Below are 22,005 nucleotides of genomic sequence, written 5' to 3'. Positions count from 1 at the left end.
GACCGGCCCGCTTTTTTGTGCGCGCACCGGCTGCCGAGCGGCCCCGCTGCCGTCGGATGCGGTTCGGTTGCGCCCGGAAGGGGCGCGGGGAACGGCCCGACCAGCCACCATGCGGCCGAGACGTATGACGGCACCTCCCGGCACCTCCCGGCACGTCGCGCGCCGGGACGCCTACCGCCGCGCCCAGATGTTCACACCGTCCGTGGTCCTGGCGAACTCGTCGATCTCGGCCAGCTCGGCCTCCGTGATCGTGGGGGCGTCGAGGGCCGCGATATTGGCCTCCAGCTGGGCGACGCTGCTGGCGCCGATCAGGGCGGAGGTCATCCGCTCGTCGCGCAGCACCCAGCCCAGGGCGAGCTGGGCCAGCGACTGGCCACGGCGGGCGGCGATGTCATTGAGGCCCCGGAGCCGGCGTACGATCTCGTCGGACAGCAGGTTCGGGTCCAGGGACTTGCCCTGGGCGGCGCGCGAGCCCTCGGGGATGCCCCGCAGATACTTGTCCGTCAGCATGCCCTGTGCCAGTGGCGCAAAAGAGATGCAGCCCATGCCCTCCGCTTCGAGGGTGTCCAGCAGCAGGTCGTCCTCGGTCCAGCGGTTGATCATCGAGTACGAGGGCTGGTGGATCAGCGCCGGTACGCCCATGGCGCGCAGGATCCCGGCCGCGTCCCGGGTCTGCTCGGCGTTGTACGAGGAAATGCCGACATACAGGGCCTTGCCCTGCTGGATGGCGGACGCCAGCGCGCCCATCGTCTCCTCGAGCGGGGTGTCGGGATCGAAGCGGTGCGAGTAGAAGATATCGACGTAATCGACACCCATCCGCTTCAGGGAGGCATCCAGCGACGAGAGGAGATATTTCCGCGAGCCCCATTCGCCGTACGGGCCGGGGTGCATCAGATATCCGGCCTTCGTCGAGAGAATCATCTCGTCGCGGTAGCCGCGGAAGTCCTGTGCAAAGATCTTTCCGAAGTTGAGCTCGGCGGACCCGGGCGGCGGACCGTAGTTGTTGGCCAGATCGAAGTGGGTCACGCCCAGGTCGAAGGCGCGGCGCAGGATGGCGCGCTGGGAGCTCAGGGTGCGGTCGTCCCCGAAGTTGTGCCAGAGTCCAAGGGAGATAGCGGGGAGTTTGAGTCCGCTGCGGCCCGTTCGCCGGTACTTCATCGAGTCGTAGCGGGAATCCGCCGCACGGTAGTCGGTGCCAGTCATGCTCATCTCCCTATCACGTACTTGTGACCTACCTGATTGGGCTGTCGTCACAGCTGAGAAGTAAAGTTGCCCACTTGAGGCGACGGGGCGACCGCCATTGGCACGGAGGGGCTGGACCACACATGCTGCGATCTTCCGGGATGCGCATCCCGTATCCGCCTGCACTGCGCAATCTGGCCTATCGGCTGTACGCGCGCAGGGTGGAGGGTCGCCTGGATCACACCCAGGTGCCCAAGCACATCGGCGTCATCCTGGACGGCAACCGGCGCTGGGCGCGGGCCGACGGGCGGACGACCGAGCAGGGCCACCAGGCCGGTGCGGCCAAGATCAGTGAGCTGCTCGGCTGGTGCGAGGAGACCGATGTCGAGGTGGTCACGCTGTGGCTGCTGTCGACGGACAACCTCGACCGGCCCGAGGCCGAGCTGAAGCCGCTGCTGGGCATCATCGAGAACACCGTCCGGGACCTGGCTGCCGACGGCCGCTGGCGGGTCCACCACGTCGGCAACCGCGATCTGCTGCCCACCGCCACCCAGCGGGTGCTCAAGGATTCCGAGCAGGCGACCGTCGACAACACCGGCGTGCTGGTGAATGTCGCGATCGGCTACGGCGGCCGGCAGGAGATCGCCGACGCGGTGCGCTCCCTGCTGCTGGAACACGCCGAGCGCGGCACCTCCTTCGAGGAGCTCGCCGAGGTCGTCGACATCGACCTGATCTCCGAGCACCTCTACACCCGCGGCCAGCCCGACCCGGACCTGGTGATCCGTACGAGCGGGGAGCAGCGGCTGTCGGGCTTCATGCTGTGGCAGAGCGCCCATTCGGAGTACTACTTCTGCGAGGTCTTCTGGCCGGCGTTCCGGAAGGTCGACTTCCTGCGCGCCCTGCGCGACTACGCCGCCCGGCACCGGCGCTACGGCTTCTGAACGGCGTCCTCCCGAGCCGCTCCCGTTCCGCCAGGCGCGTTACATCCCAAATGCCCCATACGTCCCGGACGTCCTTTGCCGTCACGGTGCGTCACCAGGCCCCGCCGGCCCCATGAACCGCCGGCGGGGCCTCTTCTGACGCTCCGTCCCCTCGGGCCTCACCCGAATGCCGCCGCCGCTGGACGATCACACGTCACCCAAGGTTCATCGGCCGTGCGTCATATGCCGTGGCATGGCGACGAGGGTTCGAGGGAATATCCCTTCCAGGTCGGCGTCAGGAACAAGCCATCAGGCGCCGCATCTCAGCGGACGGCACGGTGCCGTCCGCCCGGGAGGCCCTTTGCACATCACGGAGGTCCGTGCGCACCGCACGGTCGACGCGGAGGGCCGGCGCTCGGCCCGCGCATTGTGGTCCGAGCCCGGTCCGGTCACTAGGGCGACACGTCCTAGATGGCCGGGGGTCCCGGGGACACCGCCCAGCAGCAGCTGGGAAAGCGGTGGCCCCGGGAGAACACCGCCCCGCGACGCCGTCGCACCCCAACCTCATCCGAGGGGGTTCGTCCACCCGTGGTGAACATCAAGCAGCGCCGTGAGAACGACCGGCGCACTTATGTCCTCGACACCAGTGTCCTGCTGGCAGACCCAGGCGCCATGGCCCGCTTCGACGAGCACGAAGTCGTGCTTCCGGTCGTCGTGGTCACCGAGCTGGAGGCCAAGAGGCACCACCCCGAGCTCGGCTATTTCGCCCGGCAGGCGCTGCGCCTGCTGGACGAGTACCGGGTGCAGTTCGGGCGGCTGGACTCGCCCATCCCCATCGGGGGGCTCGGCGGGACACTCCGGGTCGAGCTGAACCACTCCGACCCCGGAATCCTGCCCGCGGGCTTCCGGCTCGGCGACAACGACTCACGGATCCTCGCGGTGGCGCGCAATCTGCAGGCCGAGGGGTATGACGTCACGGTCGTCTCCAAGGACCTGCCGCTGCGCATCAAGGCGTCCTCGGTCGGGCTGCTGGCCGAGGAGTACCGCGCCGAGCTGGCGATCACCGACTCCGGATGGACGGGGATGGCCGAGCTGACCATCTCCGCCGACCAGGTCGACGCCCTGTTCGCCGCAGAGACCGCCCATGTGCCGGAAGTGTCCGAACTTCCGGTGCATACCGGACTTGTGCTGCAGTCCGAGCGCGGCAAGGCGCTCGGCCGGGTCACCTCGGACGGGGCGATCCGGCTGGTGCGGGGCGACCGGGAGGTCTTCGGGATCCACGGCCGCAGCGCCGAGCAGCGGATCGCGCTGGATCTGCTGCTCGACCCGGACGTCGGCATCGTCTCCATGGGAGGGCGGGCCGGTACGGGCAAGTCGGCGCTGGCGCTGTGCGCGGGCCTGGAGGCCGTGTTGGAGCGCCGGCAGCACCGCAAGGTGATGGTGTTCCGCCCGCTGTACGCCGTCGGCGGGCAGGAGCTGGGCTATCTGCCGGGCAGTGAGGCGGAGAAGATGAGCCCCTGGGCGCAGGCCGTCTTCGACACGCTGTCCGCGGTGACCACCAAGGACGTCATCGAAGAGGTGGTGGGGCGCGGCATGTTGGAGGTGCTGCCGCTGACCCATATCCGTGGGCGGTCGCTGCATGATGCGTTCGTCATCGTGGACGAGGCCCAGTCACTGGAACGGAACGTCCTTTTGACGGTTCTGTCCCGTATCGGCGCCAACTCGCGTGTGGTGCTGACCCATGATGTCGCGCAGCGCGACAACCTCCGGGTCGGGCGGTACGACGGTGTGGTCGCGGTGGTCGAGAAGCTGAAGGGGCATCCGCTGTTCGCCCACGTCACGCTGAACCGCTCGGAGCGCTCGCCGATCGCGGCGCTGGTGACCGAAATGCTGGAGGAAGGCCGGATCTGACCGGTCATGAAGACGACGCCGCCCGGCGAAGCCAAGGAGCTTAGCCGGGCGGCGTTGTGCTGCGAGTGGATATCCGAAAATCGTTTGCCGTAAACGGGGTGTGAGCTTTCACACCCAGCGGGGAATTGATTCCCGGCGTGCCGGTCGGGCAGAGTCTGGGTCCTGTCAGGCCCCGCATACGGCAGCATCAACACCCCCAGCGGTGTGGAACGAACTCGAACTTCATAGCGAACAGCCGTATGCCGCCCGAGCACCACGCGGACCCCGAGGGGGACGTACCGGGCCAGTGCCTCCCGTGACCAGCCGGACCCACCCGTTCAACCGGGCCCGGAACAAGGGGAGACCAGCGCCAGGGGCACGATTGCGTCCGCGAGGTCACCTATGCGGACGATGCTGGAAGGAAAACGTGTGAGCCGGATCTCGGTCCGGGGATTCGCCGTGGCATCCGCCACCGCGGTCACCACCGTCGGCGCCGTCGTCGGCGTCGCTGCAGGCAACGAGCCCGCCTCGGTCGGCAACACCGAGGCCACCGCTGCCGATGCGACGATCGCCGACATCCCCGCGGGCGCACAGGCCCAGGTGCAGACGGCTTCCCTGACGCAGCAGGCGGACGACCAGTCCACCCAGGCGGACACGGCAGCCCTCAAGTCCGCGCAGGAGTCGGCCCGCAAGGCAGCTGCTGAGACCGCGCAGAGCAAGAAGGACGCGGCGGACGAGGCGAAGGCGAAGAAGGAAGCCGAAGCGCGCGAGGAGAAGACGCTGGCCGCGTCCCGCTCCGCCACGCGCGATGCGGGTGACTTCGCCGTCAAGGGCTCGTACACGGTCGCCGAGACGCAGGCCATGGCACGCCAGATGATGGCGAGTGACCAGTTCCAGTGCTTCAGCAACATCGTGGACCACGAGTCCACCTGGAACTACAAGGCCAGCAACCCCAGCTCGGGCGCCTACGGGCTCGTCCAGGCGCTGCCCGGCTCCAAGATGGCCTCGGCCGGTGCCGACTGGCAGACGAACCCGGCCACCCAGATCAAGTGGGGCCTGAACTACATGAACGAGCGTTACGGCAGCCCGTGTGGTGCCTGGTCGTTCTGGCAGGCCAACAACTGGTACTAGGCCGTAAGCCGCACCACAGCACTTCCGAAACCCCCGAACGCGCCCGCGTCGGGGGTTTCGCGCGTGCTGCACAGGTAACGTCGTGCCGTCAGGTTGTGGCGCGTGGGAGGGGAAGAGGAAGGACATGTCCAGATTGCCTCAGTGGGTCGGTGGCCTCGGCGCCGGTCTGACGCGGCTCTCGCAGCGGCTGGAGGATCAGCGCCGCCGCGCGGAGGCCTCGGCGGCGGCAGGCGACCCGGATGAGCTGAGGCGTGCCGGGCACGCGGACGCCCCCGCGGTCGAAAGCCCGGCGGTCGAAAGCCCGGCGGCCGACGGTCCGGCGGGCGACGGCTCGGCGGGCGACCGCCCGGTGGGCACGCTCACCGTCCCCCGTACCCAGCTGCCCACGGCGGTGGACGGGGTGCCGGGGCCCGGGTCCGAGCAGGTGCCGCAGACCGCCGCGGGCAGCCCGCCGGAGTCGGTGCCCGCACCGCCCTCCTACGCCCCGGCCGTTGCGGCCCGCCCGGAACCGGTGGACGCCGTGCCCTGGGGCGTACGGGTCGCCGCGGAGGCGGGCTGGCGGCTGCTGGTGCTGGCCGCCACCCTGTGGGTGCTGGCGCGCGTCATCACCACCATCGAACTGGTCGTGCTGGCCTTCATCGCGGCGACGCTGATCACCGCGCTGCTGCAGCCCACGGTGGGGTGGCTGCGCGCCCGCGGGCTGCCGCGCGGGCCGGCCACCGCGCTGACCTTCATCGGCGGGTTCGTGGTCATGGGCCTGGTCGGCTGGTTCGTGGTGTGGCAGGTCCAGGACAACATCGACTCGGTCTCCAGCCGCATCCAGGAGGGCATCACCGAGCTCAAGGGCTGGCTGCTGAAGAGCCCGTTCCATGTGACCGAGAGTCAGATCAACCACATCGCGAAGAACCTGCAGGACGCGATCGGAGCCAACACCGAGGCGATCACCTCGGCCGGCCTGGAGGGCGTCACCGTCATCCTGGAGGTGTTCACCGGCATCCTGCTCGCGATGTTCACCACGCTCTTCCTGCTCTACGACGGCCGGCGGATCTGGAACTGGCTGCTCAGGCTGGTCCCGAGTGCGGCCCGCGAGGGTGTGGCCGGGGCCGGGCCGCGGGCCTGGCGCACCCTGACGGCCTATGTACGCGGCACGGTCGTCGTCGCCCTGATCGACGCCTTCTTCATCGGTATCGGGCTCTATTTCCTCAATGTGCCGCTGGCCGTCCCGCTCGCCGTCTTCATCTTCCTGTTCGCCTTCATCCCGCTGGTCGGTGCGGTGGTCTCGGGCGCGCTGGCCTGTGTCATCGCGCTGGTCACCAACGGGGTGTTCACCGCCCTGATGGTGCTGGCGGTCGTGCTGGCCGTCCAGCAGATCGAGGGCCACGTCCTGCAGCCGTTCATCCTGGGCCGGGCGGTCCGGGTGCATCCGCTCGCGGTGATCCTCTCGGTGGCCGCGGGCGGGCTGATCGCGGGCATCGGCGGCGCGGTCGTGGCGGTCCCCCTGGTGGCGGTCACCAACACGGTGGTCGGCTACCTCCGTTCCTACTCCAGGGAACAGGCGCTGCGGATGTCGGTGGCCCCGCGCGGCGCCACCGCGCTCGGGGTGGCCCCGACGCCGCCCCCGACGCCGCGCCCGTCCCAGGAGCACCAGGAGTAGCCCCACCGCACACCGGACGCACAGAACCCCCGCAGACGCCAGGTCTGCGGGGGTTCTGTCTGCGGGTGTCCGCGCGTACCGGGAATTACTCGGCGAGCGCGGCCTCGGCGTCCAGGGTGGCGCCGACGGCCTGCAGGACGGACGCGATCTTGACGGCCTCCTGGATCGTCTCGCGGTCCACACCGGCCTTGCGGAGCACCTGCTCGTGCGAGTCCAGGCACATACCGCAGCCGTTGATGGCCGAGACGGCCAGCGACCACAGCTCGAAGTCGACCTTGTCCACGCCCGGGTTGCCGATGACGTTCATCCGCAGACCGGCGCGCAGGTTGCCGTACTCCGGGTCCGACAGCAGGTGCCGGGTCCGGTAGAAGACGTTGTTCATCGCCATGATGGCCGCGGCCGACTTGGCGGCGGAGTACGCCTCGGCGGAGAGGTTGGCCTTGGCCTCCGGCTCCAGCTCGCGCAGCACCTTCGGCGAGCGCGAGGCGATCGCGCAGGCCAGAACGGTGCCCCACAGCTGCTGCTGCGGCAGGTCACTGTTGCCGATGACCGAGCCGAGGTTCAGCTTGAGGTCCTTGGCGTAGTCCGGGACCGCGGACTTCAGTTCGTCGAGAGCCATGTCAGATCTGCCTCCAGTTCGCTAGCTGCGGTTCACTCGCCCGAGAGCAGCGCGACCGGGTCGAGGGTGTCCTCGCCCTTGCTCCAGTTGCACGGGCACAGCTCGTCGGTCTGCAGCGCGTCGAGGACCCGGAGGACCTCCTTGGGGTTACGGCCGACGGAGCCGGCGGTCACCATGGTGAACTGGATCTCGTTGTTCTGGTCGACGATGAAGACGGCGCGCTGCGCGAAGCCGTCCTCGCCCTCGATGCCCAGGTCGCGCATGAGCTCGTGCTTCGAGTCGGCGAGCATCGGGAAGGGCAGGTCGGTCAGGTCCGGGTGGTCCTTGCGCCAGGCGTGGTGCACGAACTCGGAGTCGCCGGAGAAGCCGAGGACCTGGGCGTCACGGTCGGCGAACTCGTCGTTCAGCTTGCCGAAGGCGGCGATCTCGGTCGGGCACACGAAGGTGAAGTCCTTGGGCCACGCAAAGACGATCTTCCACTTGCCCTCGTAGGTCTTGTGGTTGATCTGCTCGAACTCCTGGCCCTTTTCCAGCGAAACGCAGGCGGTCAGGTCGAACTCGGGGAACTTGTCACCGACAGTGAGCACTTACTCTCCTTGTTGCGCAGAAAGTCCCTTTTGAGGACTTTCCTTGAGGCTTGGACGGGTTACACAGTGGCACAGCAGCCATTGATCAGGGAAATAGCTAGACTGGTTGATGTTGATCGGAGGTGGTTATCAGTGGCTTCACCGGCGAGTCAGGGCGGCAGGCCCCGTCAGCCCAGCCTGGCCCAGCTGCGGGCGTTCGCGGCGGTGGCCGAGTATCTGCATTTTCGCGAGGCGGCGGCCGAGATCGGCATGAGCCAGCCCGCGCTGTCCGGGGCGGTCTCCACGCTGGAGGAGACCCTCGGAGTGCAGCTGCTGGAGCGTACGACGCGCAAGGTGCTGCTGTCGCCCGCGGGGGAGCGGGTGGCCGCACGGGCCCGTGTGGTCCTGGAAGCCGTCGGGGATCTGATGGAGGAGGCGGAGGCGGCCCGCGCACCCTTCACGGGCGTACTGCGGCTCGGCGTGATCCCGACCGTCGCCCCGTATCTGCTGCCGGCCGTGCTGCGGCTGGTCCATGACACCTACCCCGACCTGGACCTCCAGGTACACGAGGAACAGACCGCGTCCCTCCTGGACGGTCTGTCCCATGGGCGCCTCGACCTGCTGCTGCTCGCCGTCCCCCTCGGCGTCCCCCAGGTCGCCGAACTCCCGCTCTTCGACGAGGACTTCGTCCTGGTGGCCCCCAAGGAGCACTGGCTCGGCGGCCGCGGTGACATCCCGCGCCAGGCCCTCCAGGAACTGGATCTGCTGCTGCTCGACGAGGGCCACTGCCTACGGGACCAGGCCCTGGATATCTGCCGGGAGGCCGGCCGCGACGAGAACACTCCCGTGACGACCAGTGCGGCGGGCCTGTCCACCCTGGTGCAGCTGGTGGCCGGCGGCCTCGGGGTCACCCTCCTGCCCCGCACCGCGCTCCGGGTCGAGACCGGCCGCAACGACCAGCTCACGACCGGCTACTTCGCCGATCCGGCCCCCTCGCGCAGAATCGCCCTGGCCATGCGGACGGGCGCCGCCCGCCAACAGGAGTTCGAGGAGTTCGCGGAGGCGCTGCGGGGGGCGTTGCGGGGGCTGCCGGTGCGGATGGTGAAGGGGTGAGGGTCAGGGGCGCTGCGGGGTGCGACGCCTGGCATCGTCCAGGGTCTGGGCCACGTCCAGAGTGACTTCGGCACCGATGGACTCCGGGAGGGTGACCTTCTCCCCGGCCACATGGATGCGGTGTACGGCGTAGCCGTCTTCCATGGGCTCGGTGAGGACGTGGAGGCGCTCGTGCTTGCGGTCGACGATCACATACACCGGCACCCTCGCGGAGCCGTAAGCGGTGACCTTCGTACGCAAGTCGTTGCTGTAATTGCCGGATGTGATCTCAAGGACCATGCGGAATGCCGCTGGGTCACAGCACTCGTACTGGATGATGCGGTCCTCGATGTCAGCGTCCACTACGCAAAGGTCCGGTACGGCGAAGTTCTCCGGGCCGTCCGGCAGCCACAGGCCGAGACCTTCGAGGACTTCGGTTTCGCCGCCGTCCAGGCCGGCCGCGACGAAGGGGCGCCTGAGGCGGGACAGCCCCTTCGCGTGGGCGGGGTCGGGGGGTGGGGTCACAGTGAGGACGCCGCCGAGGATCTCGACGCGGTGGCCAGGGAGCTGCTTCATGAGCTGGTCGGCCTGTTCGAGGAGCGTCAGGGGCCGGTGTTCACCCGCGTACGGACCCTCGGCAGCTGCTGCGGACATTGCACGCCTCCCGTTGCCTGGTGCCGAGGCCATCATCGTAGGCCGGGCGGCCGCGCACGTCTCGTCCGAAGCGTTCACCCGTTCGTGGGGTCACTCTGCACGATGCTCCGCCGGGCGCCCGCTCCATGAGGTCACGGGCGCAGCGGCAAGCCTCAGGCCCCGGCCCCCCGCGTATACGTCAGAAAGGCCGCGCCGCTCTGGAGGACGGTGTGCTCGGTCAGCTCCCAGGTGCGGGGATCGAAGGCGGTGTCCCGGGAGAAGAGCGGGATGCCGCTGCCGAGGGTGAGCGGGCTCAGCTTGACGATCAGCTGGTCGATCTCCGGGTAGAGCGCACCGGCGAGTTCGCTGCCGCCCAGCAGCCAGATGTCCTTGCCGTCCGCGTCCTTCAGCTCGCGCACCTTGGCCACCGGGTCGGTGGCCACCAGCTCCACCGCCGGGTCCGGGCTCTCGGCCATGGTCCGGGAGAAGACCAGATGCCGCAGGTGGGGATAGGCGTCGGTGAGGCCGGCCCGGAGGCCGATCTCGTAGGTGCGGCGGCCCTCCAGGACGGTGTCGAAGTGGGTGCCCTCGTCGGTGATACCGAGTGCGGACCGGGCCTGGACGGGCAGGATTTCCGGGAGTTCGGCGGCCAGGTGCTTGAGGTAGTCGTCGGCGATCGGCCAGAAGCCGTCCGGGCCGGTGGGGTCCGCGCCGTCAGGGCCCGCGATGAAGCCGTCGAGAGTGGAAGCGATGCAGTAGACGAGTCGGCGCATGGAAGGCCCCCCTTGGGCAGTTGGTGTGCACTGCTGCGCCGGAATGATCTCGCAGATTCACTCCGTACGCAGGCCATCCGGGCGCATCAGGCGCCACAACAGGGGCAGCGAGAGCGCGGTGACCCCCAGGATGACGGCCGCCGCGGTGCCGCTGAGGGTGAGGATGCCCCACCAGTCGAGCCGGAGCGGGCGATCGACCATGTGGAGGAGCAGAGCGCCGAGGGACACCCCGCAGCCGACCGCCAGGGCCAGGCCGAGGGCCACCGGGACGGCGGTCTGCCACAGGACCGAGCGGCCCAGCACGGCGCGCGGTGTGCCGAGGGCCTCCAGGGCGGACAACATCCGGGCGCGGTCGCGGAGTTGCTCCAGGGCGGTGATCAGCAGGCCGCAGCCGATCAGCAGCAGTACGGCGGCGGCGCAGGCGGTCAGCCCGTGGCGGAAGACCGCGACGGCGTCCTCGGTGCCGTCGCCGGAGGTGAACACGGCGGTGCCCACGTCGATCCGGGCGGCCGCGTTGCGGACGTGTTCGATCGCGTCGGGGGCGTGCGGGTCGAGCCGCAGCAGGACGGTGAGGCCGGGGTGGCGCAGCAGCGTCGCGTCCAGCGCGCCGGGGGTGGCGAGCACCCCGGTACCCGTGACGTCGGGCGGGAGACCGTAGGGCACGGCGGTGGTGTGGCGGGCGCTGCGCGGGACGGACCAGTGCGCGGGCGCCCGGTGGTCGTTGTCGCTGCCGACCGGGTCGAGGGCCAGCCGGGTGCCGGGGGCCGGGAGCGGGACGGAGGCCTCGCGGTCCGTGGAGAGGAAGACATCGCCGTCGGAACAGGTGCTGATGTGGGCGAGCCGGCGCAGGGTGCCGCAGTCGGCGACGGTCACCGGATACGGCTCGGGGTCGTCGCGGTCCTCGGGTGCGGTGTGCGCCAGGGCCCGGTGGTGGCGGACGGAGTCCGCATAGCCGGAGACCAGGCCGTGCGCCTCCCGGACGCCGGGGGCCGCGCGCAGCCGGGCGGACATCTGCGGGGCGCGGTCGGCGGGCACCATACCGGAGTGCGCCACGACCTCGGTCCAGGCGGGCCGCTGCATCCGCTCGGCGAGGTCCAGGGAACCGGTCATCAGCACCTGCACGGCGACCGCGCCGGCCACCGCCACGGTGATCCCGCTGACCGAGCGGCTGGCCGTGGTGCTGCTCAACTGCAGCCGCCGTACGGCAAGATGCCAGCAAGGGCCGCCGAAGCCCGCGCGGCCCAGACGGGCCACCAGCGCGTCCAGCAGCCAGGGCAGCAGCGCCGCCACCCCCAGCAGAAGCAGTGTCACCCCCAGGAGCACCTGGGCGTCGGCGGCGTCGCCGGGACCCAGCCCGCCGATCGCCTGCGGCAGCAGCAGCGCCACCCCGGCGGCCGGCAGCAGCACCCGCCACCACAGCCGGCGGCGCAGCGGCGATGCCGTACGGGTGACGCCCAGCGGTTCCACGGCGACCCGTCGCAGGGTGAACAGGGTGACGCCGACCGCGCAGAGCGGGACGGCCGACGCGATGGCGCAGACGAGGGCGGCGGCGGGCACCACATCGGAGGGGAAGACGCCCAGGCCGAAGAGCGAGAGCCCGGCGAGCGGGGCCCGGCCGGCCAGGAACAGCGCGGCGCCGGTGAGCAGACCGCACAGCGCACCGGCCAGCGCCTCGCCCGCTGCGATCCGCCGGGTGGTGGCCCGGTCCGCGCCCACCAGCCGGAGCGCGGCGAGCCGCCGGTCGCGGCGCTCCCCGCCGAACCGCACCGCGGTCGCGATGAAGACGGCGACGGGGGTGAGTACCGCGACACAGCACACGAGGATGATCAGCACCACGAGGGGGCTCGCCCGGAACGGTGTGCCGTGGTCCCCGAACGAGGTGATCCGCTCGACCCCGTTGCCGGGCCGCGGCAAGCCGTCGCTGCCCTGGTAGAAGAGGAGTTCGCCGGGGTGGGTGAGGCCCTCGTCGCCGATGGTGGCGGTGATCCGCAGATGCGGGAAGCGGTCCTTGAGCAGTGCGCCCTCGGGCGAGGCCAGCAGTTCGGCGAGGGCTGGGGAGGCGGCCAGTTCGCCGGGGCCCGGCAGCCGGGACAGGCCCGGCGGGACGGGGGCGTGCGGGCCTTCGGCGGCCAGGATCCGGCCGTGCAGCGGCAGTTCGCGGTAGGCGCTGTAGGAGGAGACGGTCAGCAGCGAGCGGTCCGAGGGGCCGGTCCCTTCCGCGACGGGCACGACGGAGCGGGCCGACTGCCGGTGTGTGGCGGCGTTCAGCGCGTTGGGGACGGCGGCCGCCAGCAGCAGGACCGCGACGCCGAGGCCGACGCCGAGCGCCGTCAGGGCCGTACGGAGCAGGCTCGCGCGGCCGCCGGTGACGGCGAACCGGGCGCCCATGGCGAGGTCGGCACACCAGCGCCGGGCGGTCCGGCCCCGGGGGCGGTCCGCGCGGGAAGGGCCGGGCGTCGCCGCGCTCACTCCGTCCGCAGCCCGTCGGGCCGCATCATCCGCCACAGCGGCGGCAGGCTCAGCGCCGTCACGAACAGGATCACCGCGCCGCCGATGCCGGTCATCCCCGCCACCACCGGACCGTCCACCGTCACCACGCTGTCCATCATCGTCAGCAGCAGCGTCCCGAGTGCCAGTCCGCAGCCCAGCGCCAGGCCCAGGCCGAGCACGACCGGGATGGCGGTCTGCCACAGCACCGACCAGCCCAGGGTGGTGCGGCGGGTGCCGTGGGCATCGAGGGTGGACAGCACCCGGCGGCGCTCGTGGAGCTGCTCGACGGTGGAGATGATCAGGCCTGAGCCGATCAGCAGCAGGGTGACGACAGCGCCGGCGAACAAGCCGTTGCGGACGCTGGAGTACTGCGCGTCATGCGGATTGTCGACCGCGGAGAACTCGTTCATCGTCGGGTCGATATGGGCCGCGGTGGTGCGGATGTGCTCCACCGCGTCCGGGGTGCCACGGTCGAAGGTGACCTTGAGCTCCATGGTGGGGGACCGGAACCGGCCGATGTCGACCGCGGACGGCGTGGCCAGCAGATCGTAGGGGACGCGGTCGGGAGCGCGTCCCGGGTGGATCAGCCGGGCCTCGCGGGCCGCCGTGGGGATCTTCCAGGGCCGCGGTGCCCCCGGGGCGTCCTCGATGTCCGGGGGGTTGAGGTCGACGGTCGCGCCGGGCGCGAGGGCAGCGCCCCGGCCCCGGGCGCCGGTCAGGAACACCTCGCCGTCCCGGCAGGAGCCCACCCGGGCCAGGGTGCGCAGTTCGGCGCAGCTGCCGACGGCGATCGTCGCGTAACGGCCGGCGGACCGGGAGTTCCCGGCGTCGGGCGGGCGGGCGACGTTCGCGTCGATCGTGCCGCGGACCGCCGCCACTCCGGGGGTGGCACGCAGCGCGGTGAGCGCCCGCTGGACCTGCGGCCAGTCGTGGGCGTTGCCCCACAGCCCGATCCGCGGAGCCTTGCCGGACTCGGCGTACGCCTGGGCGTAACCGGTCTGCATACCTGTCAGCAGCATATGGACCGCGATGGCGCCGGCCACCGCGACGGTGATGCCGCTGACCGCGCGGGTGGCCGAGCCGCTGTTCAACTGCAGTCGCCGGACGGCGAGTTGCCAGGAAACCGGGCCGCCGTGCAGTCGGCCGACCACCGTGTCGACCAGCCAGGGCAGCAGCGCGGTGACACCGAACAGCAGCAGCATCGCCCCGGCCGCGAGCCGGACGGTGTTGAACGGGGTGTCCCGCCACGGGGATTCCCGGGCCAGCGGCGTCAGCAGCAGGGTGCCCACGGCGGGCAGCGCCACCCGCCACCACAGCCGGCGGCGGACCGGCGGACGGTTGCGGACGACGCCCAGCGGCTCGACCGTGACCCCGCGCTGCGCGAACAGCGTCACCCCCACCGCCGCCGCCGGCACGAGCGCGGCGATCAGCACCACGGCGAGCGGGCCCGGGGCCACGTCCGAGGGGAAGACATTGATGTCCCACAGCGTGATCACCGAAGCGAACTGCCGGCCGCCCAGGAACAGCGCCCCGCCCGCCACCAGCCCCAGCAGCGAGCCGAACAGCGCCTCACCCGAGGCGATCCGGCGGGTCGTGCGGACATCGGCGCCGACCAGCCGGAGCGCGGCCAGCCGGCGCTCCCGGCGCTCGTTGCCGAACCGCACGGAGGTGCCGATGAAGACCAGCACCGGCGTCATCAGCGCCACACACGTCATGATCACCAGCACCACGGCGGGCGCCCGCATCGGCAGCGGCTCCCAGTTCTTGCCGAAGCGGTCGATGCGATAGCCGTCGGGCGCGGCGAGGGTGGCGCTCTGCGCGAGATAGGTGAGCTCCCGCGGGCCGCGCAGACCCTCGTCGCCGATGACACCGGCCACCCGGTAGTCCAGCCGGTCGCGCAGCAGCGCGCCCTCGGGGGAGGCCAGCAGTTGCTTGAGCGCCGGGGAGACCAGCATCCGGCCGGGGCCGGGGAGTTGCCGGACGCCGGGCGGGACCGGCGGATGCGCGCCGTCCGGGCGCACCAGGCGGCCGCGGACCGGCACACCGTGGAAGAGGGTGTCGGCCGAGGCGTAGCGCAGGGTGTTGTCGGCGGGCGGGGGCTCGTGTGCCTGGCCCAGGTTCTCGCGGGCCTTCTCCCGGCCGTGCCAGGAGTCCATCAGCGCGGGCACGGAGGCGCCGAGCAGCAGGACGGCCACGCCCAGGGCGACACCGGCGGCTGTCAGCGCCGTACGGATCCAGCCCGCGCGGCCCCCGCCGGCCGCGAACCGCATCCCCATCGCGAGGTCACGGGCCCAGGTCCCGGGGCGGGTGCGCGGAGTGGCGAGCGGGTCCGGGGACGCCGGTGCGCGGTCGTCGACGTGCCCGCCGCCGGAGCCGGCGGGCGAGCGCAGCGGGCTCATATCAAGCCCGCCAGCATGTCCTTCACCTTGCCGTCGCGGACGACGATCTCCCGGTCGGAGTAGGCGGCGACCCGGGCCTCGTGGGTGACCAGGACCACCGCGGCGTTGCTCTCCCGGGCGGCGTTGGTCAGCAGGGTCAGTACGCGTTCGCCGTTGAGCGAGTCCAGGGCGCCGGTGGGCTCGTCCGCGAAGATGACCCGCGGCCGGGTGGCGAGGGCGCGGGCGACCGCGATCCGCTGGCCCTGGCCGCCGGATATCTCACCGGGCCGCCGGTCGTGCACGGCCTCGACCTCCAGCTGCTCCAGCCATGCGCGGGCCTGCCCCTCGGCCTCCTTGCGCTTGGTGCCGTTCAGCCGCAGCGGCAGCGCCACGTTCTCCAGCGCGGTCAACTCCGGTACCAGCTGGCCGAATTGGAAGACGAAGCCGAAGTCGGTACGGCGCAGGGCGCTGCGCTGTGCGTCGCTGAGGCGGGTCAGGGTGTGCGGACCGTAGCGGACGGTGCCGGAGTCCGGGCTGATGATCCCGGCCAGGCAGTGCAGCAGGGTCGATTTGCCGGAACCGGACGGGCCCATGACGGCGACGACCTCACCGGCGTGGATGGAGAACTCCGCGCCCTCCAGCGCCGGTGTCGCCCCGTAGGCCTTGTACAGCCCCTCCGCCGCGAGCAGGGATCCCTCCGGCGTCATCGGCGGACCGCTTCCGCCAGCTTGTCCAGCCGTGCGGCGGTCAGCTCCAGCCAGCGCAGATCGGCTTCGAGGTGGAAGAGCGCATGATCGCAGATCAGCTGGTCGGCGAGGTCACCGGTGCGCTTGCGCTCGGTCAGCCCGCGCATCAGCCGCAGATGCTCGGCGCGCTGGGAGTCCAGCAGTCCGGCGGCGTTACGGTCGGTCAGCAGCGCCAGGACGACCTTGGTGTAGAGCGTCGACTGGAGGTACGGCTCGGGCTTCTCCGGACGGGTCAGCCACTGGGCGACATCGGTGATCCCGGCGTCCGTGATCGCATACCGCTTCCGCTCCGGACCGGCACCGGCCTCCACGGCGTCCACCTCGACCAGACCGTTCTTCAACAGCCGGGACATCGTGGAGTAGACCTGTCCGTAATGCAGCGGACGGTCCTGCCCGAAGTGCTCGTCGAAGGCCCGCTTGAGGTCGTAGCCGTGGCGGGGACCGGACTCCAGGAGGCCCAGCAGCGTATGACCGATTGACATGCCGACCACCTTACTCGTGGGTGTGTCGTCGGTGTATACGCGTGCTGTATAGCGGCCCTTCAGCCGTCCCCCGGCTCCTTCGGCGGCCGTCCCCGCCGGGGTGGCGCCCCCGCTCCCTTCGGCAGCCGGCCCGCCTCCGCCAGTGCCTTGCGGAGCAGGAACTCGATCTGGGCGTTGGCGCTGCGCAGTTCGTCGCCGGCCCAGCGCGCCAGGGCGTCGTGGATCAGCGGGTCCAGCCGCAGCAGCACCTGCTTGCGCTGCTGCGGCCGTCGCGCGGGGGTCCGTTCGCTCTCGGCGCCGGACCCCTCGGGGGCCTCGGCATTCACTGGTAGAGCGAGCCCGTGTTCAGGACCGGCTGGGCGGCCCGGTCGCCGCACAGCACCACCATCAGATTGCTCACCATGGCGGCCTTGCGCTCCTCGTCCAGCTCGACGATGCCCTGCTCGCTGATCCGTGCCAGCGCCTGCTCGACCATGCCGACCGCGCCCTCGACGATCTGCTGGCGGGCCGCGACCACCGCACCGGCCTGCTGGCGCTGCAGCATGGCGGAGGCGATCTCGGGGGCGTAGGCGAGGTGGCTGAAGCGGGACTCGATGATCCGTACGCCGGCGGCCTGGACCCGGGCGGTCAGCTCCTGGGCGAGCTTCTCGGTGATCTCCTCGGCGTTGCCGCGCAGGGACAGGGCGTCCTCGTCGTGCGCGTCATAGGGGTACTCGATGGCGATGTGCCGGACGGCCGCCTCGGTCTGGGTGGCGACGAACTCCAGGAAGTCGTCGACCTCGAAGAGCGCCTGGGCGGTGTCCTCGACCTGCCAGACCACGATCGAGGCCAGCTCGATCGGGTTGCCGTAGGCGTCGTTGACCTTCAGTACCGCGGTCTCGTGGTTGCGCACCCGGGTGGAGATCTTGCGGGCGCTGGTGAGCGGGTTGACCCAGCGCAGTCCGTCGGTGCGGATGGTGCCGACGTAGCGCCCGAAGAGCTGGATGACGCGGGCCTCGCCGGGCGCGACCATCTTCACGCCGGTCATGCAGAAGAACGAGGTGAGCAGCAGCAGGATGCCGCCGATGAACATCGGAATGGCGGCCGCGTCCTTGCCGGCGGAGCCGAGTATGCCGCCGACGATCAGCAGGCCGATGCTCAGTGCGACGCCGAGCACGGTCAGCAGCAGGGCCAGCCCGCCCCCGATGCTGTGCGCCGGGACCTCGCGGACCTGCGGCCTGGGCATCTCGGGGGCGTCGACACCGAGGTCGCCGCCGGGGCGGTCGGCCGGTGCCTTGTCGGACATGTCGGCTGGTGTCTGGTCGGACATAGGGGTCCCCGTTTCTCCAGGTGCGGCGGGTGATGTCCGCCGCAATTGGTGATGTCGCTGGTCTAGCAAAGTGCTAGCACTTTATCTGGAGTCGAGTGCCGGCGTCCAGTGGTGTGCGAGGGTTCTCCGGCGGCAACGCCCCAGGTGAGGGGGTGGCGACGCGCAATACCCACCTCATGGTTCCGTCGCGGCGGGTGCTGTTTGTCACGTCGGGAAAAGCCTTGATCGATGAGTATTTGTTGACAGATGCGGTGTTAGCTTCAACAGCTGAGTTAGCTGGGGGCGGAACGACTGGAGTTGCTGAAGCGATGGGCCGAGCGGAAGCGAGACGGGCGCGACAGGGGAGCGCTCGCCGTGCCAAGCCGAATGAGAAGAAGTCCGGCATACGCCGCTTCTTCACCTGGAAGAAGCTCCTCGGAGCCTTTCTCGGGGCGTGCCTGCTGGGCATCCTCGGATTCATCGGCCTGTACCTGTACGTGGACATCCCCAAGGGCAACAGCGCTGCCAAGCTGCAGAGCAATGTCTACAAGTACTCCGACGGCAAGGTCATGGCGCGGGTCGGCCAGGTCAACCGGGAGAGCGTTCCGATCGACCGCATACCCAAGGACGTCCAGCGCACCTTCGTTGCCGCGGAGAACAAGACCTTCTACGACGACTCCGGCGTCGACCTGAAGGGCACCCTGCGCGGTGTGCTCAACACCCTGCGGGGGCAGGGCAAGCAGGGTGGCTCGACGATCACCCAGCAGTACGTCAAGAACTACTACCTGAGCCAGGAGCAGACGGTTTCCCGCAAGCTCCAGGAGATCGTCATCTCGCTCAAGGTGGACAACAAGTTCGACAAGGAAGACATCCTCGCCGGCTACATCAACACCAGCTACTACGGCCGGGGCGCGTACGGCATCCAGGCCGCGGCCCAGGCCTACTACGGCGTGGACGTCGAGAAGCTCACCGTCTCGCAGGGCGCCTACCTCGCCTCGCTGCTCCAGGCGCCGAGCCAGTACGACTGGTCCAGCGCGACCAAGGCCGGCCAGAAGCTGGTCAAGCAGCGCTGGGCGTACACCCTCGACAACATGGTCGAGATGAAGTGGCTCCCCGCGGCGGACCGGGCCAAGCAGAAATTCGATGTGCCCCAGGACCCCAAGCCGCTGCCCGGCGTGAGCGGCCAGACCAGCTACCTGGTCAAGCAGGCCAAGCAGGAACTCTTCGCCCAGGGCGTCGACGAGACCGAATTCGAGGCCGGCGGCTGGACCGTCACCCTCGGCATCGACAAGAAGAAGCAGAAGGCGCTGGAGGAGTCCGTCAAGCGCAAGCTCACCGACGACCTCGACCCCAAGAGGCGCAAGGTCGACGGGGACGCCCAGCTCGGTGCCACCTCGGTGGACCCCAAGTCCGGGCACATCGTGGCGATGTACGGCGGCGACGGCTATCCGAAGCACTACACGAACAACGCCACGCGCTCCGACTACCAGCCCGCCTCCACTTTCAAGCCGCTGATCCTGGCGTCGGCGATGGAGAACAACGCGGTCACCCAGGAACGCCTCCCGATCACCCCGAACACGATCTACGACGGCCGTAACCGCCGCCCGGTCGTCGGCGGGGACATCGCCTTCGCTCCGCCCAACGAGGACGAGGAGCAGTACGGGAAGATCAGCGTCCAGACGGCGACCAACGACTCCGTCAACGCGGTCTTCGCGCAGATGGGCGCGGACGTCGGCCTGGAGGAGATCAAGAAGACCGCGGTCGACCTGGGCATGGACGGCTCCAAGATCGACGCCAAGCCCGCGATGACCCTGGGCACCATGGGCGCCAGCCCGCTCCAGATGGCCGGGGCCTACGCCACGCTCGACAACCACGGCAAGAAGGTCACCCCGACCCTGGTCAAGAAGGCGGTGCACCCCGTCGACGGCGTCCAGACCGACGTCCCGCTCAAGGACCCGATCGGCGACCAGGTCCTCAGCCGCCGGACCGCCGACACCCTCACCTCGGTCCTGACCGGTGTGGTCAATGACGGCACCGCCTCGGACGCCGTGAAGAACACCGCGTACGAGGCGGCCGGCAAGACCGGCACGTCCGACGACAACAAGTCGGCCTGGTTCGTCGGCTACACGCCCAAGCTGGTCACCGCGGTCGGCATGTTCGGTGAGTCCCCCAAGGGCGGCACCCAGGTCAGCCTCAAGGGCACCGGTGGCGGCGGCCGGGTCAACGGCGGCGGCTATCCGGCGCGGGTGTGGGCCGCCTACACGGAGTCGGCGCTGGGCGGCAGCACCGGCGCGGAGTTCGACCTGGAGACCGACCTCGGTGCCGGGGTGCCGCCGACGCCCACCCCGACGCCGAGCAAGACCCCGTCGACGAGCCCGACACCGTCAGAGACGCCGAGCAAGACCCCGTCGCAGACCCCGTCCAGCCCGAGCGGGCGGCCGTCGGACCCCGCGAGCGGCAGGCCGTCGGACCCGGCCACCCCGACCGACCCGAGCTCCGGTCCGCCGACCGGCGGCACGGACGACGGGGACACCGGAGGCAAGCCGACCGGCGGCAAGCCCGACGACGACAGCCTGACCGGCTTCCGCTGACACCGGTCCCGGCACACCGCACCGCGGCCCCCACCATCGAGGTGGGGGCCGCGGTGCGTGTACGCGGGGGTGGAGCCTCAGCCGCCGTTCACCTTGTGGGCGATCCGGTCGCCCACGTTCTTGTCGATGTTGCGCCAGTACTGGAGCGCGCGGTCCAGCACCGGACGGCTGACGCCGTTGAGGAGATGACCGGACACATTGCCGACGAGCCGGTCGCGGGCCGCGTCGTCGAGGACCTGGCGGACCATGGTGCCCGGCTGGCCGAAGTCGTCGTCGTCGCGGCGCAGCGTGTACGCCTCGCGGACCATCTCGCCGCCGGTCTCCCAGCCCGCGGGCTCCCCGTAGCGCAGGGTGTCCGCCGCCGGGCCGCCGTAGCTGTTCGGGGCGTACGGCCGGGCCGCACGGGACGGCTCGTACCGCATCGGGCCGTCCTTCGCGTACGAGTGGACGGGCACATGCGGCCGGTTGGGCGGCAGCTGGGCGTAGTTCGGGCCGATGCGGTACCGGTGGGTGTCCGCGTAGGAGAACAGCCGGCCCAGCAGCATCTTGTCCGGCGAGGGACCGACACCCGGCACCATGTTGGACGGCTCGAACGCCGCCTGCTCGATGTGGATGAAGTAGTCCTCGGGGTTCTTGTTGAGCGTCATCCGCCCGACCTCGATCAGCGGGTAGTCGCCGTGCGGCCACACCTTGGTCAGATCGAACGGGTTGAACCGGTAGTCCGGGGCGTCCGCGAACGGCATGACCTGCACGTACAGCGTCCACGACGGAGCGTTTGCGCCGTCGATGGCCTCGAACAGATCGCGCCGGTGGTAGTCGCCGTCCTCGCCGGCGATCCGGTCGGCGTCCTCCTGGGTGAGGAAGTCGATGCCCTGGTCGGTCTTGAAGTGGTACTTGATCCAGAACCTCTCGCCGCCGGCATTGACCCACATGTAGGTGTGCGAGCCGTAGCCGTTCATGTGGCGGTAGCTCTTGGGAATGCCGCGGTCGCCCATCAGCCAGGTGACCTGGTGGGCCGACTCCGGTGAGAGCGTCCAGAAGTCCCACTGCATGTCGTTGTCGCGCATCCCGTTGTCCGGGCGGCGCTTCTGGGAGCGGATGAAGTCCTGGAACTTGATCGTGTCCCGGACGAAGAAGACCGGGGTGTTGTTCCCCACCAGGTCGTAGTTGCCGTCCTGGGTGTAGAACTTCAGCGCGAAGCCGCGGGGGTCGCGCCAGGTATCGGGGGAGCCCTGCTCACCCGCGACGGTCGAGAACCGGGCCAGCATCTCGGTGGTCCTGCCCGGCTGGAACAGATCTGCCTTGGTGAACTGACTGACGTCGTTGGTGACTTGGAAGAAGCCGTACGCGCCGGCGCCCTTGGCGTGCACCACCCGCTCGGGGACCCGTTCGCGGTTGAACTGGGCCATCTTCTCGATGAGGTAGTGATCCTGGAGCAGGATGGGGCCGTCCGGGCTCACGGTGAGGGAGTGCTCGTCGCTCTCCACCGGAACGCCGGCGTTGTTCGTCGTGCGCGGGACGTTGTGCGCGGTGCTGGTCATGGAGGAGTGCCTCCTGTTTCGACGACTGG

18 protein-coding genes are annotated in these 22,005 nt (G+C 70.2%); 6 read left to right on the top strand and 12 right to left on the bottom strand.

What is annotated here, in order from left to right; translation table 11 throughout:
* Positions 1-171 precede the first annotated feature (171 nt).
* Positions 172-1,203, bottom strand: a complete 1,032-nt coding sequence (gene mgrA / locus SLV14N_RS14000; RefSeq protein ID WP_263269502.1) for an L-glyceraldehyde 3-phosphate reductase — start codon at positions 1,201-1,203, stop codon at positions 172-174.
* 140 nt (positions 1,204-1,343) lie between these two features.
* On the opposite strand from mgrA, the gene SLV14N_RS13995 reads away from it, so the two are divergent.
* From SLV14N_RS13995 to SLV14N_RS13980, 4 genes are all read left to right on the top strand, one after another.
* Complete coding sequence (locus tag SLV14N_RS13995; protein ID WP_208687865.1) at positions 1,344-2,123, top strand: isoprenyl transferase; 780 nt, start codon at positions 1,344-1,346, stop codon at positions 2,121-2,123.
* A 567-nt stretch (positions 2,124-2,690) separates the two neighbouring features.
* Positions 2,691-4,013: a PhoH family protein gene (locus SLV14N_RS13990; RefSeq protein WP_208681191.1), complete on the top strand. Its 1,323-nt coding sequence runs from the start codon at positions 2,691-2,693 to the stop codon at positions 4,011-4,013.
* 408 nt (positions 4,014-4,421) lie between these two features.
* Positions 4,422-5,123 carry a transglycosylase SLT domain-containing protein gene (locus SLV14N_RS13985; protein WP_208681190.1) on the top strand — a complete coding sequence of 234 codons (702 nt, stop codon included), beginning with the start codon at positions 4,422-4,424 and terminating at the stop codon, positions 5,121-5,123.
* Positions 5,124-5,247: 124 nt separating this feature from the next.
* Entirely contained in the window at positions 5,248-6,777 is a 1,530-nt protein-coding gene (locus SLV14N_RS13980) for an AI-2E family transporter (protein WP_208681189.1), read from the top strand.
* A gap of 85 nt (positions 6,778-6,862) precedes the next feature.
* On the opposite strand, the gene SLV14N_RS13975 is transcribed toward SLV14N_RS13980, so the two are convergent.
* Both SLV14N_RS13975 and SLV14N_RS13970 read right to left on the bottom strand, forming a co-directional pair.
* Positions 6,863-7,396: an alkyl hydroperoxide reductase gene (locus SLV14N_RS13975; protein ID WP_018089322.1), complete on the bottom strand. Its 534-nt coding sequence runs from the start codon at positions 7,394-7,396 to the stop codon at positions 6,863-6,865.
* 32 nt (positions 7,397-7,428) lie between these two features.
* Positions 7,429-7,983: a peroxiredoxin gene (locus SLV14N_RS13970; RefSeq protein ID WP_006603399.1), complete on the bottom strand. Its 555-nt coding sequence runs from the start codon at positions 7,981-7,983 to the stop codon at positions 7,429-7,431.
* A 132-nt stretch (positions 7,984-8,115) separates the two neighbouring features.
* On the opposite strand from SLV14N_RS13970, the gene SLV14N_RS13965 reads away from it, so the two are divergent.
* Entirely contained in the window at positions 8,116-9,075 is a 960-nt protein-coding gene (locus SLV14N_RS13965; protein WP_208681188.1) for a hydrogen peroxide-inducible genes activator, read from the top strand.
* 3 nt (positions 9,076-9,078) lie between these two features.
* Here the strand turns inward: SLV14N_RS13965 and SLV14N_RS13960 are convergent, their stop codons facing one another.
* The 8 genes from SLV14N_RS13960 to SLV14N_RS13925 all read right to left on the bottom strand — a co-directional run bounded on the left by SLV14N_RS13960 (position 9,079) and on the right by SLV14N_RS13925 (position 17,841).
* Entirely contained in the window at positions 9,079-9,708 is a 630-nt protein-coding gene (locus SLV14N_RS13960; protein ID WP_208681187.1) for a Uma2 family endonuclease, read from the bottom strand.
* A gap of 152 nt (positions 9,709-9,860) precedes the next feature.
* Positions 9,861-10,460 (bottom strand): dihydrofolate reductase family protein, encoded by a 600-nt coding sequence (locus SLV14N_RS13955; RefSeq protein WP_208681186.1) that lies wholly within the window; start codon positions 10,458-10,460, stop codon positions 9,861-9,863.
* 57 nt (positions 10,461-10,517) lie between these two features.
* On the bottom strand, positions 10,518-12,929 hold the full coding sequence (locus SLV14N_RS13950; RefSeq protein ID WP_208681185.1) for an FtsX-like permease family protein: 2,412 nt from the start codon (positions 12,927-12,929) through the stop codon (positions 10,518-10,520).
* Complete coding sequence (locus SLV14N_RS13945) at positions 12,926-15,349, bottom strand: FtsX-like permease family protein (RefSeq protein ID WP_263269499.1); 2,424 nt, start codon at positions 15,347-15,349, stop codon at positions 12,926-12,928. The genes SLV14N_RS13950 and SLV14N_RS13945 overlap by 4 nt, the downstream gene beginning before the upstream one ends.
* Entirely contained in the window at positions 15,346-16,035 is a 690-nt protein-coding gene (locus tag SLV14N_RS13940; RefSeq protein WP_263269498.1) for an ABC transporter ATP-binding protein, read from the bottom strand. The genes SLV14N_RS13945 and SLV14N_RS13940 overlap by 4 nt, the downstream gene beginning before the upstream one ends.
* Positions 16,032-16,556, bottom strand: coding sequence for a PadR family transcriptional regulator (locus SLV14N_RS13935; RefSeq protein WP_208681182.1), 525 nt, complete (start codon positions 16,554-16,556; stop codon positions 16,032-16,034). The genes SLV14N_RS13940 and SLV14N_RS13935 overlap by 4 nt, the downstream gene beginning before the upstream one ends.
* Before the next feature lie 59 nt (positions 16,557-16,615).
* Complete coding sequence (locus SLV14N_RS13930) at positions 16,616-16,882, bottom strand: hypothetical protein (RefSeq protein ID WP_263269496.1); 267 nt, start codon at positions 16,880-16,882, stop codon at positions 16,616-16,618.
* On the bottom strand, positions 16,879-17,841 hold the full coding sequence (locus SLV14N_RS13925; RefSeq protein ID WP_208687864.1) for an SPFH domain-containing protein: 963 nt from the start codon (positions 17,839-17,841) through the stop codon (positions 16,879-16,881). The genes SLV14N_RS13930 and SLV14N_RS13925 overlap by 4 nt, the downstream gene beginning before the upstream one ends.
* 332 nt (positions 17,842-18,173) lie before the next feature.
* Here SLV14N_RS13925 and SLV14N_RS13920 point away from each other — a divergent pair, with 332 nt between their 5' ends.
* The gene (locus SLV14N_RS13920; protein WP_263269494.1) at positions 18,174-20,435 is read left to right on the top strand and encodes a transglycosylase domain-containing protein; all 2,262 of its coding nucleotides are present in this window, start codon (positions 18,174-18,176) and stop codon (positions 20,433-20,435) included.
* 77 nt (positions 20,436-20,512) lie between these two features.
* On the opposite strand, the gene SLV14N_RS13915 is transcribed toward SLV14N_RS13920, so the two are convergent.
* On the bottom strand, positions 20,513-21,976 hold the full coding sequence (locus tag SLV14N_RS13915; protein ID WP_018089335.1) for a catalase: 1,464 nt from the start codon (positions 21,974-21,976) through the stop codon (positions 20,513-20,515).
* Positions 21,977-22,005: the final 29 nt, after the last annotated feature.

Source organism: Streptomyces sp. Je 1-4 4N24 (assembly GCF_026239515.1).
In the GTDB taxonomy this organism is placed as follows: domain Bacteria; phylum Actinomycetota; class Actinomycetes; order Streptomycetales; family Streptomycetaceae; genus Streptomyces; species Streptomyces nigrescens.
Note: the sequence above shows the minus strand (reverse complement) of the source record. Positions and strands in the feature narration are given on the sequence as shown.